Source organism: Acetobacter pasteurianus (genome assembly GCF_009914215.2).
Classification (GTDB): domain Bacteria; phylum Pseudomonadota; class Alphaproteobacteria; order Acetobacterales; family Acetobacteraceae; genus Acetobacter; species Acetobacter pasteurianus.
Genome location: NZ_CP039846.2, coordinates 286725 through 302053 on the forward strand (window position 1 = coordinate 286725; position 15329 = coordinate 302053).

Sequence of the window (15329 nt, forward strand, 5' to 3'; positions counted from 1 at the left end):
TATTTTCCTGTCTGAACCAACATTCCTTATTTTTCAGGTAATACGCAGCGCGCCACATGGATGAACATCAGCCAGCCTCTCCCGCTTCTCCGTCTTCACCATCTCCGCGCCCTCCCCGTAAAAAACGGATGTTACTTGCAGGCATAGCTCTGGCAGGCGCATGCGTATTGGCCTTTGCCTTTTTGCGCCCGCATGGAGACACCAGCAGCGGAACGCATAAAAAAGGCAAACACCATACTGCGGATGCCTCGCAAGCGCAGCCGGTGGCCGTGCAAACAGTGCATAGTGGTTCCATGCCTGTGGTGTTTACTGAACTGGGCACGGTAGTCCCCATTACCAACGTGACCGTGCAGACCCGCGTGGAAGGCTACCTGATGAACGTGCTGTTTACGGAAGGACAGCACGTGCACAAAGGTGATTTGCTAGCGCTGATAGACACCCGCCCCTATGAGGTGCTGTTGGCCCAGTATGAAGGCCAGCTTGCAGCAGATAAGGCCCAGCTTGCACAGGCCCGTGTTGATAGCGCGCGTTACCAGCGCCTGATCCGGCAGGACAGTATTGATGCCAAAACCGCCAAGGATCAGCAATTTGTTGTGCAGCAGTTGGAAGGCACGGTAAAATCCGATCAGGCACTGGTAGATAACCAGAAACTCCAGATTACCTACTGCCATATTATTGCGCCTGTAGATGGCCGCATTGGCATCCGCGCCGTGGATAAAGGCAATTACGTAACCGCGGGCCAATCTGGCGGGCTGGCTATTCTTACGCAAATGCAGCCTATTTCCGTTATCTTCACCCTGCCGCAGGATCAGCTACCAGAAGTGGCGGAGGAACTGCGCACCCAGAAGTCTCTTTCCGTAGAGGCATGGAACAGTTCCAACACGCAAAAAATTGCTGATGGCACCGTCAGCACGCTGGATAGTGAGATAGATACCTCCACCGGCACCGTGCGCCTGCGTGCCATCTTCCCCAATACGGACGAGCACCTGTTCCCCAACCAGTTTGTAAATGCCCGTTTGTTGGTCAAAACACTTAACAACGTGCTGCTGCTGCCCACTACAGCAGTGCAAACTGGCCCTACCGGCCAGTTTGTTTACGTTGTAAAGGCCGATAACACTGTTGAGGTGCGGCCCGTTACCACCGGCACATCAGATGGCAACAACATTGTTGTGCCCACTGGCCTGAAAGATGGTGACAGAGTGGTAACAGATGGCACAGACCATCTGCGCGCCGGCATTAAAGTCACCATTCCTGCACAAACCACTCCAGCATCGGATCACGCGGCAAAGTGAACCCCTCAGCCCTTTTTATTCGCAGGCCGGTTGCCACTACTCTGCTTATGCTGGCCATTTTTATGGCTGGCCTGCTGGGCTACCATTTTCTGCCCGTTTCCGCCCTGCCTCAGGTAGATTATCCAACCATTACGGTTGAAACATTCTACCCCGGCGCCGGGCCGGATGTGATGTCCACCTCCGTAACTGCGCCGCTGGAAACCCAGTTCGGCCAGATGCCGGGGCTGGACCAGATGACATCCCGCTCATCTGGTGGGGCATCGGTTATTACTCTGCGCTTTGCGCTGGATACCTCTATCGATGTGGCGGAGCAGGAAGTTCAGGCGGCCATCAACCAGGCCAACTCCCTGCTGCCAACAGATCTGCCAGCCCCTCCGGTTTACGCCAAGGTAAACCCGGCCGATACACCTGTGCTGACGCTGGGCATTACATCCTCCACCATTCCGCTGCCTGAAGTGGAAGACTACGTGGATACGCGTCTGGCGCAAAAGATCAGCCAGATTTCCGGCGTGGGGTTGGTGACGCTTTCTGGCGGCAACCGCAAGGCCATTCGGGTGCGGGTGAACATTCCCAAGCTCACATCCTACGGGATGGATCTGGACACGTTACGCACCACCATTGGCAACGTGAACGTAAACTCCCCCACCGGTACGTTTGATGGCCCGCAAAAAGCCGCCACGTTGCAGGTGGATGGGCAGATTACCAGCGCAGATGTGCTGCTTAATCAGGTTATCGCCTACCAGAACAGCGGGCCCATCCGCCTACGTGATGTAGCAACTGTGGTTGTGGGCGCAGAAAACACGCAGCTTGCGGCGTGGTCCAATCTGACGCCTGCGCTCATCATGAACGTGCAGCGTCAGCCCGGTGCCAACGTGATTTCCGTGGTGGACAACGTAAAGGCCACCCTGCCTGCCCTGCGGGAAACGCTGCCTCCGGGCATTGATATTACCCCGCTGACAGACCGCACAACCACCATCCGCGCTTCTGTTTCCGATGTGCAGGGTGAACTGTTTTTATCCCTTGCGCTGGTTGTGGCGGTTATTTTTGTGTTCCTGCGCAATATCCCTGCCACCATTATCCCCAGCCTGTCTGTGCCGCTTTCCATTATCGGCACACTGGCGGTGATGTACCTGCTGGATTTCTCGCTGGATAATCTGTCTCTCATGGCGCTGACCATCGCCACCGGTTTTGTGGTGGATGATGCCATTGTCATGATTGAGAACATCTCCCGCTATGTGGAAGCAGGAGAAGACCGGATGACAGCCGCCCTGAAAGGGGCCGGGGAAATTGGCTTTACCATTATCTCGCTCACAATCTCGCTGATTGCGGTGCTGATTCCGCTGCTGTTCATGGGCGATGTGGTGGGCCGCCTGTTTCATGAATTTGCGCTTACGCTGGCTGTGACCATCATTCTGTCTGCTGTGGTCTCGCTTACGCTGGTGCCGATGATGTGTGCGCGTATTCTTTCCGAACGTGTGCATGATGCCAGTTCGGCCACCACGGCATTCCAGCGCTGGTCTGCCCGGATGGAAGACTACACGGAAAAGCTGATTGCCGGGTATGACCGCATACTGGATGTGGTGCTAGCCCACCGTGTGCTCACCCTGTGCGTGGCCGTGGGCACACTGGTGCTTACGGGTGTGCTGGCGTGGGTTATCCCCAAAGGGTTCTTTCCTGCGCAGGATACAGGGGTTATTCAGGGCATCTCCGTTGCTTCGCAAACCATCTCTTTTGAGAGCATGAAGGAACATCAGCAGGAACTGGCCAAAGTGCTGCTGAAAGACCCTGATGTGGTCTCTCTGTCTTCCTTTATCGGGGTGGATGGGCAGAACGCCACACTCAATCAGGGCCGGTTCCTTATCAACCTCAAACCGCATGATGACCGCACAAGCACTGCAGCACAGATTGCCCGCCGGCTGGCAGATGAAACCGCGCAGGTCGCCGGTATCAAACTGTATATGCAGCCTATTCAGGATCTTTCTCTGGATACAACGGTTACGGCCACGCAATACCAGTTTCTGCTGGAAAACCCGGAATACAGCGCCTTTGAAACATGGGTGCCAAAACTGCTAGACCGCCTGAAGCAGGAACCTGCGCTTTCTGATGTGACATCGGATTTGCAGGCATCTGGGCTGGTGGCAAAGGTTACGCTGGATAGAGCCACCGGGGCGCGCTATTCCATTACGCCGCAAACCGTTGATAACGTGCTGTATGACAGCTTTGGCCAGCGGCAGATTTCCACCATCTATACGCAGTCCAACCAGTATCGCGTTATTCTGGAAGCAGACCCGCAGTTTCAGACCAACCTGACCTCACTCTCCCAGCTTTACCTACCGGGTATTAGCGGCAATTCGGGGGAAAGTGTTTCTGGCCCCACGCGTTCGCCTACCTCCGGGCTGGTGCCACTGGCTGCCGTTACCACCGTTACGCAGGAAACAGCTCCCCTGCTGCTCACGCATTTTGGGCAGTTCCCGGCCACCACCATTTCCTTCAATCTGAGCGATGGTTACGCGCTGGGGGATGCCACGGCCGCCATCCGCAAGGTGGAAAAGGAAATAGGGCTCCCCTCGGCTTTCCAGACATCGTTCCAAGGCACGGCGGCGGCGTTTGAAGGCTCGCTCAGTAACGAGCTGTTCCTTGTGGCTGCGGCGCTGATAGCTGTGTACATCGTGCTGGGCATTCTGTACGAAAGCTTTGTGCACCCGGTTACCATTCTGTCTACCCTGCCCTCCGCCGCCATTGGTGCACTGCTTACGCTGATGATTGCGGGCGTGGATCTGGATATTATGGGCATTATCGGCATTGTGCTGCTGATTGGTATTGTAAAGAAAAACGCCATCATGATGATCGACTTCGCGCTGGAAGCCGAACGCGTGCATGGCATGGACTCCCTGCAATCCATCCGTACCGCCGCCACACTGCGTTTTCGCCCTATTTTAATGACAACCCTTGCCGCCATGCTGGGTGCGGTGCCTATGGTCATCTCACACGGCACAGGCTCGGAACTGCGTTACCCACTGGGGCTGAGCATTATTGGCGGGCTGGCACTCTCCCAATTGCTTACGCTGTTCACCACGCCGGTTATCTATCTGGCGCTGGATACGCTGGCCCATAAGTTCAATGCCATGCGGCATCGGCACAGCCAGCCTTCTGCCCCACCTCCGGCTGATGGACATTCTGCGCCATGAGCATAAGCCGGCTGTTTATTGACCGGCCCGTGGCCACCATTCTGCTTACGGTGGCCATGTTGCTGGGGGGCATTCTGGGCTACCGCACCCTGCCGGTATCTGACCTGCCGAATGTGGATTTTCCAGTCATTATGGTGCAGGCCACGCAGGCCGGTGGCAGCCCGGAAGAAATTGCCAGTTCCGTAGCGGCCCCGCTGGAACGGCATCTGGGCCAGATTGCGGATGTGACGGAAATGACGTCACAATCCTCGCAGAACACCACGCGCATCATGCTGCAATTCTCCCTCTCGCGCGATATCAACGGCGCTGCGCGAGATGTGGAGGCCGCCCTTCAGGCCGCCCATGCAGATATGCCTTCCTCCCTGCGGCAAAACCCGACGTACCGTAAAGCCAACCCCAACGGCGCGCCCATTCTGATTTTAACCCTGACATCAGATACACATACGCGCCCGCAGCTTTATGATTACGCCACCAACGTGCTGGTGCAGCATCTTTCCTCCGTAGCGGGTGTTGGTCAGGTAGAAATCAGCGGAAGTGCGCTGCCTGCTATCCGTGCGGAAATAAACCCCCTGCCGCTTTACCGTTACGGCATCAGCTTTGAAGACGTGCGCGCAGCCCTGGCCTCAGCCAATGCCCATACCCCCAAAGGTATTATTGATCAGGGCGGCATGCGCTTTACGCTGGACACGAATGATCAGGTCAGCAAGGCGCAGGATTATCGGGATCTGATTATTGCATGGCGCAATAGCCGGCCCGTGCGGTTGGCCGATATTGCCCAAGTGCGTGACAGCGTGGAAGACCTGCGCAACGCCGGGTACTATAACGGGCAGGACTCAGTTATTGCCGTTGTGTTCCCGCAGGCCGGGGCCAACGTGATCCACACGGTGGATCAGATCAACGCCAAACTGCCCATGCTCAAAGCCGCCCTGCCCGGTGGGGTGGATTTGCATGTGGGGCTTGATCGCTCCCTTACCATCCGTGCCTCTTTGGCGGATACACAGCTTACGCTGGTTATTTCGGTGGTGCTGGTTGTGCTGATGGTGCTGCTGTTCCTGCACTCTGTCAGAATGACGCTTATTCCCGCCATTGTGGTGCCTGCGTCCATTGTGGCCACGTTTGGGGTGATGGCGCTGTTTGGCTATTCGCTGGACAACATGTCCCTTATGGCGCTTACGGTTTCCACCGGCTTTGTGGTGGATGATGCCATTGTGGTGGTGGAAAACATTGCCCGCTACATAGAGCAAGGCCTTGCCCCGCGCGAGGCTGCCATAAAAGGCAGTGGCGAGGTGGCGTTTACCGTTTTCTCCATTTCCATTTCGCTCATTGCGGTTTTTCTGCCCATTCTGCTGATGGGTGGCCTTGCGGGCCGGTTGTTCCACGAATTCGCCATGACGGTCAGCATCACCATCATTATTTCCATGGTGCTGTCTCTCACCCTTACGCCCATGATGGCCGCTTACCTGCTGGCCCCACGTGCCCCTGCGCTTGAAACACAGGAACACCCTCCGCTTTCTGCCCGCGTGGCGGCACGCATTACGCGTGCGCTGGATAAGCTTCAGGCTGGATATGCGTATTCACTGGATGTGGCGTTGCGGCATAACAAGCTGGTGCTACTGAGCCTGCCCTTTACGCTGGCACTGATTGTGGCGCTGTTTATTCTTATGCCCAAAGGCTTCTTCCCGGTGGAAGATACGGGCCTGTTGATGGGGCATTTGCAGGGCGATCAATCCATCTCTTTTGGCGCACTCAGCAAAAAGCTGGCAGATGTGCAAAAGGCCATTCTGGCGGAACCGGAGGTGCAAAGTGTTTCCTCCTTTATCGGTGGTCGAGGCTCCTCCAACCAAGCCAATCTGTTCCTACAATTGCAGGACAAAAGTAAGCGCTCGGATACACCAACAGACCTTATCAACCGTATCAGCAAGCGGCTGAGCAAACTGGTGGGGGCTGATTTCTTTCTGATGGAACCCGGCGCCGTACGTGCGGGTGCCCGGCAGAGCAATGCCGCCTACCAATATACATTGGAGGGTGAAAACGCCTCCGAGCTTTATACATGGACTGAAAAACTACTGAGCGAGCTCCGCCATCACACGGAACTGACAGATCTTTCATCCGACGTGCAGCAGGGCGGTTCCGCCATGAGCGTGGATATAGACCGTGATACCTCCGCACGTGTCAGCATCACGCCCCAGTTGCTTTCCAACACGCTGTATGATGCCTTCGGCCAGCGTGCGGCCTCTGTCATCTACAACAGACTCAATCAGTATCGTGTGGTTATGGAAGCCGATCCAGTGCTGTGGTCCAACCCCCATAGCCTGATGCAGGTATGGGTGAGTGTGGCCGGTGGCACAGCAGGTGGTGGCACACAATCCAACACCATACGCGTACGCAACACGACCGGGCTGGATGCAGCGGGCAGTAGCTCGGCATCCTCCCTGAGTTCGGAATCCTTCAAAAACCAGATTGCCAACGCACTGGCCGGAGGTGCCGGGGCTTCCAACGGGTCTGCTGTCAGCACATCATCAGAAAGCATGGTGCCGCTTACCCTGGTTTCGCAGATTGTGCAGACACGCACCCCCCTTTCGGTCAACCATCAGGGTATGGCGGTGGCTTCCACCATTTCCTTCAATCTGGGCAAAGGGGTTTCACTCAGCACGGCAACGCAGATTATCAATGCGGCTCAGGTTACACTGCACATGCCTTCCACCATCCACGGCAGCTTTGCGGGGAATGCCGCACAGTTCCAGAAAGCCGTGAATGATGAGCCCCTGCTGATACTGGCGGCCCTATGTGCCGTGTATATTGTTCTGGGCATTCTGTACGAAAGCTATCTGCACCCGCTCACCATTCTTTCCACCCTGCCTTCCGCAGGTGTGGGCGCGCTTCTGGCGCTGCAACTGGCTGGTGAAGAGTTCTCGCTTATCGCCATGATCGGGGTGATCCTGCTGATTGGCATTGTGAAGAAAAACGCCATCATGCTGGTGGACTTTGCCCTTGTGGCAGAGCGTGAACATGGCATGTCTTCACTCGAGGCCATTCGTACCGCCTGCCTGCTGCGCTTCCGCCCCATTATCATGACATCCGCTGCCGCAGCACTGGGGGCAGCCCCGCTGATGATCACCAATGGCTATGGGGCAGAACTGCGCCACCCATTGGGCATTGCCATTGTGGGTGGGCTGCTCGTCAGTCAGGCCCTTACACTTTACACCACCCCTGTTATTTATCTTACGCTTGATACGTGGCGGCTGCGTGTTCAGAAAATACGCCTGCGCTCCTTCTTTTCTCGCACCTCCCGGCAGGATAGCTGATGGTTTCGCCTTCTTTTTCCAGCATGATGCTCAAACACAAAAAACTGTCCCGCCGCGCAGCCAGCCTTATGGCGCCACTGGTGCTGATGGGCTGCATGGTTGGCCCCAATTACAAGCGGCCCTCCGCCACTATCTCTCCCAAGTTCAAGGAGCTGCAGCCTGCTCCGGGCTGGAACTACGCGCAGCCCAGCTTGGCCGCCATTCCCAAAGGTGCGTGGTGGACGCTGTATAATGACCCGTTGTTGAACCAGCTTGAATCTCAGGTTGAAATCAACAACCAGAACGTGGCGCAGTATGAGGCCAGATACCGCAATGCCCGCGCTGCCATTAACGCCATACGGGCTGAACTGTATCCTACCTTAAGCGGCGCCCTCTCCTTCAACCGGCAGAGCTCTGGCCGTGGTTCACGCTCATCGGGCACGATCATCAATTACGGAGATACAACCTCATCCGTTGCCTCCAACACCACAGAAAACACCTATGCCATGGGTGCTTCGGCATCGTGGGATCTGGATTTGTGGGGCGCTATCCGCCGCCAGATTCAGGCTCAGGTAACCGAGGCTCAGGCTTCTGCGGCGGATCTGGCCAATGCCAAGCTCTCCTATCAGGCGCAGTTAGCCACCGCCTATTTCAACCTACGGTATCAGGACAGCCTGCACGATCTGCTGCAAAAGAACGTCGATTTTTACGAACGCTCCTACCAGATTACCAAAAACCAGTATGATGCAGGCACGGCCGACCCTACCACCCTGATGCAGGCCAAAACGCAGCTTGAGCAAACCCGTGCCCAAGCCACTGCAACAGATGCCGCTCGTGCAGGGTATGAGCACGCCATTGCCATTTTAATGGGTAAGGCTCCGGCAGATCTGTCCATCCCGCACGGTGCGCTTACGCGGGATATTCCGGCTATCCCCGTTGCTGTGCCTTCCGAACTCTTGCAACGTCGGCCTGATGTTTCTGCTGCAGAACGCAGGATGGAAGAATATAACGCTCAGATTGGCGCAGCCCTTGCCGCCTTTTACCCGGACGTAAAACTGACAGCCAGCTACTCCTACAGTGGTGACCCGGTGGGCGCGCTGGTGCAGGTGGCCAACCGTATTTGGGCGCTTGGTGCTTCCGCCACGGAAACCCTATTTGAAGGCGGTGCACGTACAGCCGCCGTGCGTGAAGCCGAGACCAATTATAATTACTATGTAGCTGCCTACCGCCAGACAGTACTGACCGCCCTGCAACAGGTGGAAGATCAGCTTGCCAACCTGCGCGTACTGGCAGATCAGGCAAACCAGCAGGCCGTTGCGGTAGAAGCCGCCAATAAGGCTGTGCAGATTTCCTTCAACCAGTACATGGCTGGCACCCAGATTTACACCACGGTGATTACGGCGGAAGTAACGGCCCTTTCCAACGCGGAAACGGCGCTGCAAATCCAGCAAAGCCGTATTCTGGATTCCGTAACGCTGATTGAGGCTCTTGGTGGTGGGTGGGACGCATCCTCCCTACCCAGCAAAGATTCCATGCAAACAGACAACCCGCTTCTGCCTTCCTTTATTCAGAAGGACAAAAACTAAGGTCTGCGCAGCTCTGCAGCACAAACAAAAACCCCCGGCCTTTCCAGACCGGGGGTTTTTTCATGCTCTGATTATTCCAGAGCGGTTATTTTGTAATGGCGCGCCCAGCCAGCAAGGCCACCACCAGGAAAACAACAAAAAGAATAATTGCAATAAAGAACAGGATTTTTGCCATTCCCGCAGCTGCAGTGGAAATGCCGCCAAAACCGAACAGCCCTGCAATAAGGGAAATAACCAGAAAAAACAGTGCCAGCTTCAGCATGTAATCATCTCCTTCATACTCTCAGGCAGAATTTTTCTGACTGAAAGACGTCTATCAAAAAACCTTAGCGTCGCCGACGCAGCAGGCCACCAACAATAAAGCTGAAAATCCCCACAACCGGCAGGATCAGAAAAGGCCGGTCAATCACCACATCTTTCACTGCTTCTGTTGCAGCGCAACGCTTGCCCGGGTTCATTTCATCATAACTGGGGAGCTGGCTGAACAAGCCTTCCGCACCATCCTGAACACGGCCAATACCTTCTTCCAGCGCGTAATCCTTTGTGTTGTCATCGCTCATGCGATGTCTCCCCGTTTTGTTGCATGTGAACGCACGACACCCCGCAAAGGATGCCGTGTTATGTTTATTTATATGCTTTTCAACTAAATTTCAGCAGAACGCCAGTAAGGAGCGCCACCGGGGTCTTTTTCCCCTGCAATCATGGCCCGCAAACGGGCGGCATAGGTTCTAAAAACCGTGCTTTCGGGGTTCCGTTCATCCATCGTAATGGCAATTTCACCCGTAATGCCTGCTGGTGGACCACCTGCCAGCACCACCACACGTGTTGCTAGGCGCAAGGCTTCCTCAATATCATGCGTAACAAACAGCACGGTTTTATGTGTTTGCTGCCAGATACGCTGGAGTTCTTCCTGCAGGCTGGTGCGTGTAATAGGGTCCAGCGCGCCAAAAGGCTCATCCATCAACAGCAGATCAGGGTTTACCGTAAAAGCACGGGCAACCCCCACACGCTGGCGCTGGCCGCCGGACATACGGCGCGGCCACCGGTCTGCGGCTTCCTCCAGCCCCACCAACTTGAGCGCATCCATGGCGCGGGTACGCTTTTCTTCACGCGTCAGGCCCAAGCCTTCCAGCCCGAACTCAACATTTTTCAGCACAGAACGCCACGGCATAAGCCGCGCATCCTGAAACACCAAGGCACGCCTGCGCCGTTTGGTGCCTGTTTCCTCTGCATCTGTTGTGCAGGCCGAACCTCCTACCGTGCCTTCTGTAGGCTGCATCAACCCCATAAACACGCGCAACAGCGTGGATTTACCCACGCCAGAGGGGCCTAAAAGCGCAACAAACTCCCCCTGCTCCAATGTCAGGCTGACATTGCGCAGTACAAAATTCGCCCCACCATCATGCGAGAGGCCAACATTATCCAAGCTGGCAACGCTATGTTTTTCGCTCATGGTTGCCACCTCAGCACGCGCTTTCTTACAAACCCGAACAGAAAATCGGTTACCGCATAAAGCAGCGCCATGGTGAGCATGTAAACAACCACAACATCGGTTGCCAGCAAGCTGGAGGCCTGCATCATTCGCGCACCAATACCGGGAACGCCAAACAGTTCCGCAGCCACAACAGACATCCAGCCCTGCCCCAGCCCTGTGCGTAGGCCAGACATAAGGCCGGGAGAAGCCGCAGGCAGCACCACTTTGAACAAGCGGCCAAAAAAGCCACCATGCCCAAAAGCGGCTGCCAGTTCATACAACTCCGGGTCCACCCCGCGCACGGCACTATGCGCCGCGTAAAAGTTGATCCAGAAAACTGAAATGGCGATGACAAACGTGGCGCCAGATGTGTTCAGGCCAAACCACAAAATGGCAAAAGGCACCCATGCCAAGCCCGGCACAGGCCGCAGCAGCCGGACAATACCTTCCAGCAAGCCATCCACAACGGCCACCATGCCGCACAGAATGCCTAAGCCAGCCCCCAGCACGGAACCAATAAGCAGGCCCAACAGATAATGATGCAGACTATCCAGAATGGCCTGTTGCCAAAAACCCCCGCGCACTTCATCCAGCCAGGCTGGCCCAAGTGAACTGGGAGCAGGCACCATACCAGAAGGCAGCAACCCTGTGCGGACTGCTGCCTCCCACCCTCCAAAAAAGACGATAAGCCCGATAAGACCTAACGCCCATTTTGTTGAAAACGAAACTTTATCCCTCACTGCTGGCTCTGCTTCCACATCTCCAGATCAAACAGGCCATCCACTGGCTCGGCTTTGCGCAAAAGCCCCTGTTCAACCTCAAAATCCTGCAACTGGCGCACGCCTTCTACAATACGCGCAGGGTCGCTCACAAAATGCTGGGCAGAGCGCGCAAGGGCTTTCTGCAACACTTCTTCCTTCAGCATACCGCCACCAAGTGCCGTGCGCACAAAAGGAGCGGCTTCATCCGGATGCTGGGCCACCAAGGTGTTGGCTTTAACAAACAGGCCTGTGAGTGTTTTTGCCCAAGGCACTTCTGTTGGCTTTACAATAGCCAGAACAGAACCCGGCTGATCGGGCAGCATATCATGCCCGGTGGCCAGAATGCGGGCATCCGGAATGCGGGTTTTAACAACGGTTAAAGAAGGTTCGCGCAACACAGCGGCATCTACCGCGCCAGCCAGAAAAGCCTGCTGTGCGGCATCAATATCTACACCGGCAATGTTGATAACAGAGGCAGGCTGCGCAATATCAAGGCGTTTTTGCAGCCAGTACCGCAGCATGATATCCGGCACAGAACCGGCTGGCTGTGCAGCAACACGTGGCAGATGGCCCTGTTCCTGCTTGAACTTGGCAAAACCATCCTTAATGACCTGAGCAGACAGGCCACCTTCCTGCCCTTCTGGCACCATTTGCGCCAGTGGACCACGGGCCACCAGCTCCAGTTCTTCAACCGAGCCAGAAGCCACAACCTTAACATCCACACCATGCGCACGGGCCTGCAGCAACGGCAACACACCCGCCACGTAGGCATCAATCCGCCCGGATACCAAGGCCTGAATAGCCTGAGGGCCAGAACCAAAGCGCACAAGCTGCAAGTCCAGCCCGGCCTGCTTGGCCCAGCCTTCACCATCCAGAACAAACAGGGCGGATGACCCCAGAACAGGAATATACCCAATACGCACCGGGGTTCCGGCCCGTGCCTGCTGTGTCAGCCCTACAAAAAGCAGGCTGATCACCAGCATGATCCGCAGAAAAACTCGCCTCATAATGCCACCGTGTTTGTTTGCGCCGTTCATTTTGCAATTACTAACGTGCTACAAGGCTATATTGTCAATATAGCAAGTAGAAATGGTGTAAATTTTCCAACCAATTTCACGATATAAAATCGCACCACTAACGGAGTCATAAACGCATAAAAAAAGGCCAGCCCATTTCTGAGCCAGCCTTTTTTCTAAAAACCGGATAAGTGGCTTATGCAGCCAGATCCTGCTTTTCTTCTGCTTCCGGACGTGGGCCGCTGTCCTGCCCTTTGGCAGAAACATCGCGATCAACCAGTTCGATAACAGCCATAGGTGCGGCATCGCCATAACGCACGCCAGCACGCAAAACGCGCGTATAACCGCCGTTACGAGCCTTGTAGCGTTCTGCAATAGCAGCAAACAGCTTTTTCACGATCACATCATCACGCAGCACGGCAAAAGCCTGACGGCGTGCATGCAGGTCGCCCCGCTTGCCCAGCGTAATCAGCTTTTCAACAACCGGACGCAGTTCCTTAGCTTTAGGCAGCGTGGTGGTGATCTGTTCGTGTTTGATCAGTGCAACAGCCATATTGCGAAACATGGCTGCGCGGTGAGAAGAAGTAACGCCGAGCTTTCTGCCGGCAATCCCGTGACGCATAGTTCAGTTCCTACGTACTGTGTGAAAAGTCAGATCAAAACGGCTCATCAAGCCGCTTTGCCAGCTCTTCAATATTTTCCGGCGGCCAAGCCGGCACATTCATACCCAAGGACAGCCCCATAGAAGTGAGAACTTCCTTGATTTCGTTCAGGGATTTCCGGCCAAAGTTCGGAGTACGGAGCATTTCCTGCTCGCTCTTCTGCACCAGATCCCCAATGTAGATGATGTTGTCGTTCTTCAGGCAGTTTGCACTACGAACAGACAGTTCAAGCTCATCCACCTTACGCAGCAGATTACGGTTGAACGGCAGATCATCTTCAGGCTCTTCAGCCTGCACAGGGCGCGGTTCATCAAAGTTGATGAACAGCTGGAGCTGATCCTGCAGAATACGTGCAGCCAGAGCCACAGCATCTTCAGGCGTTACAGCGCCATTGGTTTCAACCGTCAGCAGCAGCTTATCATAGTCGGTCACCTGCCCAACGCGGGTAGGCTCAACTTTATAAGACACGCGCTTTACGGGGGAATAAATTGCATCCACCGGAATCAGGCCAATTGGTGCATCTTCCGGGCGGTTAGCCGCGGCAGGCACATAGCCTTTACCCATGTTTACAATAAATTCCATGCCCAGCTTAACGCCATCGTCCAGCGTGCAGATAACAAGATCGGGGTTCATGATCTCGATATCATGGCCGGTCTGGATCTGACGGGCACGCACTTCGCCGGGGCCTGTGGCCGTCAGCATCATACGCTTTGGCCCTTCGCCATGCATACGCAATGCCAGCTGCTTGATGTTCAGCACGATGTCCGTGACATCTTCCCGAACGCCTGCAACAGACGAGAACTCATGCAGCACGCCGTCAATCTGCACAGCAGTAACAGCCGCACCCTGAAGCGAGGACAGCAGAACACGCCGCAGCGCATTCCCCAGTGTCATCCCGAACCCGCGTTCCAGAGGTTCTGCAACCACGGTTGCGATGCGTGCTGGCTCCACACCGGATTCGACCTCAAGCTTTTCAGGCTTGATCAGAGATTGCCAGTTTTTCTGAAGGACCAAGGTACCGGCCTTTCAATACGAAAAACCACTGCAATCGCAGCGATTTCTCTGAAGTGGACACAACAACCGGAAGACAGCCTAATTGATAAGCTGCCTTCCTGCTCAGGACTTAGACGCGGCGACGCTTGCGCGGGCGGCAGCCATTGTGCGGAACCGGCGTCATATCGCGGATGGAGGTGATGGTGAAACCAACAGCCTGCAAAGCACGCAGTGCGCTTTCACGCCCTGACCCAGGACCGGAAACTTCGATTTCCAGAGTTTCCATACCATGTTCGCGAGCCTTGCGACCTGCGTCTTCCGCCGCAACCTGCGCCGCATAAGGCGTAGATTTCCGAGACCCCTTAAACCCCTGTGCGCCAGCGGAAGACCAAGAAATGGCGTTCCCCTGTGCATCAGAGATGGTGATCATGGTGTTGTTGAACGTGGAGAGCACATGCGCCACGCCAGAAATAATGTTCTTACGCTCTTTTTTGCGAATACGCGGAGTTGCGGCTTTCGCCATGTCTTTTCTACCTCAGTCCCTGCCCAGAGCCTGCCGCAGCAGGGTTAGACATCCTAACCAGTTGGATTAGCGCGTTGCTTTTTTCTTGCCTGCAATCGCCACAGCCTTGCCCTTGCGCGTGCGGGCATTGGTGTGTGTGCGCTGACCGTGCACAGGCAGACCGCGACGATGACGCAGACCGCGGTAGCAGCCCAGATCCATCAGACGCTTGATGTTCATTGCGATTTCACGACGCAGATCGCCTTCAACGCGATACTTGCTGTCGATCAGTTCACGCAGCTTCAGGATTTCGTCATCGCTCAGCTCGTTAACCCGCTTTGCTTCCGGAATTTCCAGAGCCTTGCAGATTTCAACAGCCTTAGTTGCGCCAATCCCGTAAATATACTGAAGCCCGATAACAACCCGTTTGTTGGTCGGGACATTCACGCCGGCAATACGTGCCACGCCTTATACTCCTGTTCGCCCGCCTTAACCACGAACGCTCATAGCCCTTGGGGCAGATTTCACTTGGTGGCCGCGAAATATACCGGCCACCGCCACAAGTCAACGA

13 protein-coding genes are annotated in these 15329 nt (G+C 55.5%); 4 read left to right on the top strand and 9 right to left on the bottom strand.

What is annotated here, in order from left to right:
- Positions 1 to 56 precede the first annotated feature (56 nt).
- The 4 genes from FCN51_RS14755 to FCN51_RS14770 are packed head-to-tail and all read left to right on the top strand — an operon-like array spanning position 57 to position 9350.
- Positions 57 to 1292: an efflux RND transporter periplasmic adaptor subunit gene (locus tag FCN51_RS14755; RefSeq protein ID WP_003622774.1), complete on the top strand. Its 1236-nt coding sequence runs from the start codon at positions 57 to 59 to the stop codon at positions 1290 to 1292.
- The gene (locus FCN51_RS14760; protein WP_003622771.1) at positions 1289 to 4480 is read left to right on the top strand and encodes an efflux RND transporter permease subunit; all 3192 of its coding nucleotides are present in this window, start codon (positions 1289 to 1291) and stop codon (positions 4478 to 4480) included. The genes FCN51_RS14755 and FCN51_RS14760 overlap by 4 nt, the downstream gene beginning before the upstream one ends.
- Complete coding sequence (locus FCN51_RS14765; RefSeq protein WP_003622769.1) at positions 4477 to 7785, top strand: efflux RND transporter permease subunit; 3309 nt, start codon at positions 4477 to 4479, stop codon at positions 7783 to 7785. The genes FCN51_RS14760 and FCN51_RS14765 overlap by 4 nt, the downstream gene beginning before the upstream one ends.
- Complete coding sequence (locus FCN51_RS14770) at positions 7785 to 9350, top strand: efflux transporter outer membrane subunit (RefSeq protein WP_003622766.1); 1566 nt, start codon at positions 7785 to 7787, stop codon at positions 9348 to 9350. The genes FCN51_RS14765 and FCN51_RS14770 overlap by 1 nt, the downstream gene beginning before the upstream one ends.
- Positions 9351 to 9435: 85 nt before the next feature.
- On the opposite strand, the gene FCN51_RS14775 is transcribed toward FCN51_RS14770, so the two are convergent.
- The 9 genes from FCN51_RS14775 to rpsM all read right to left on the bottom strand — a co-directional run bounded on the left by FCN51_RS14775 (position 9436) and on the right by rpsM (position 15223).
- A complete protein-coding gene (locus tag FCN51_RS14775) occupies positions 9436 to 9612 on the bottom strand; it encodes a DUF1328 domain-containing protein (RefSeq protein ID WP_003622765.1) in 177 nt (58 codons plus the stop codon).
- A 64-nt stretch (positions 9613 to 9676) separates the two neighbouring features.
- Complete coding sequence (locus tag FCN51_RS14780; RefSeq protein WP_003622764.1) at positions 9677 to 9910, bottom strand: hypothetical protein; 234 nt, start codon at positions 9908 to 9910, stop codon at positions 9677 to 9679.
- 83 nt (positions 9911 to 9993) lie between these two features.
- A complete protein-coding gene (locus FCN51_RS14785; protein WP_003622762.1) occupies positions 9994 to 10812 on the bottom strand; it encodes an ABC transporter ATP-binding protein in 819 nt (272 codons plus the stop codon).
- A complete protein-coding gene (locus FCN51_RS14790; protein WP_003622758.1) occupies positions 10800 to 11564 on the bottom strand; it encodes an ABC transporter permease in 765 nt (254 codons plus the stop codon). The genes FCN51_RS14785 and FCN51_RS14790 overlap by 13 nt, the downstream gene beginning before the upstream one ends.
- Positions 11561 to 12622: an ABC transporter substrate-binding protein gene (locus FCN51_RS14795; RefSeq protein ID WP_050819566.1), complete on the bottom strand. Its 1062-nt coding sequence runs from the start codon at positions 12620 to 12622 to the stop codon at positions 11561 to 11563. Before FCN51_RS14795 ends, FCN51_RS14790 begins: the two co-directional genes overlap by 4 nt.
- Positions 12623 to 12797: 175 nt before the next feature.
- A complete protein-coding gene (gene rplQ / locus FCN51_RS14800; protein ID WP_012812772.1) occupies positions 12798 to 13223 on the bottom strand; it encodes a 50S ribosomal protein L17 in 426 nt (141 codons plus the stop codon).
- Positions 13224 to 13257: 34 nt separating this feature from the next.
- Positions 13258 to 14277: a DNA-directed RNA polymerase subunit alpha gene (locus FCN51_RS14805; RefSeq protein ID WP_003622752.1), complete on the bottom strand. Its 1020-nt coding sequence runs from the start codon at positions 14275 to 14277 to the stop codon at positions 13258 to 13260.
- Between the two features lie 109 nt (positions 14278 to 14386).
- Positions 14387 to 14779 (bottom strand): 30S ribosomal protein S11, encoded by a 393-nt coding sequence (gene rpsK, locus FCN51_RS14810; RefSeq protein WP_003622750.1) that lies wholly within the window; start codon positions 14777 to 14779, stop codon positions 14387 to 14389.
- 66 nt (positions 14780 to 14845) lie between these two features.
- Positions 14846 to 15223: a 30S ribosomal protein S13 gene (gene rpsM / locus FCN51_RS14815; RefSeq protein WP_003622748.1), complete on the bottom strand. Its 378-nt coding sequence runs from the start codon at positions 15221 to 15223 to the stop codon at positions 14846 to 14848.
- Positions 15224 to 15329: the final 106 nt, after the last annotated feature.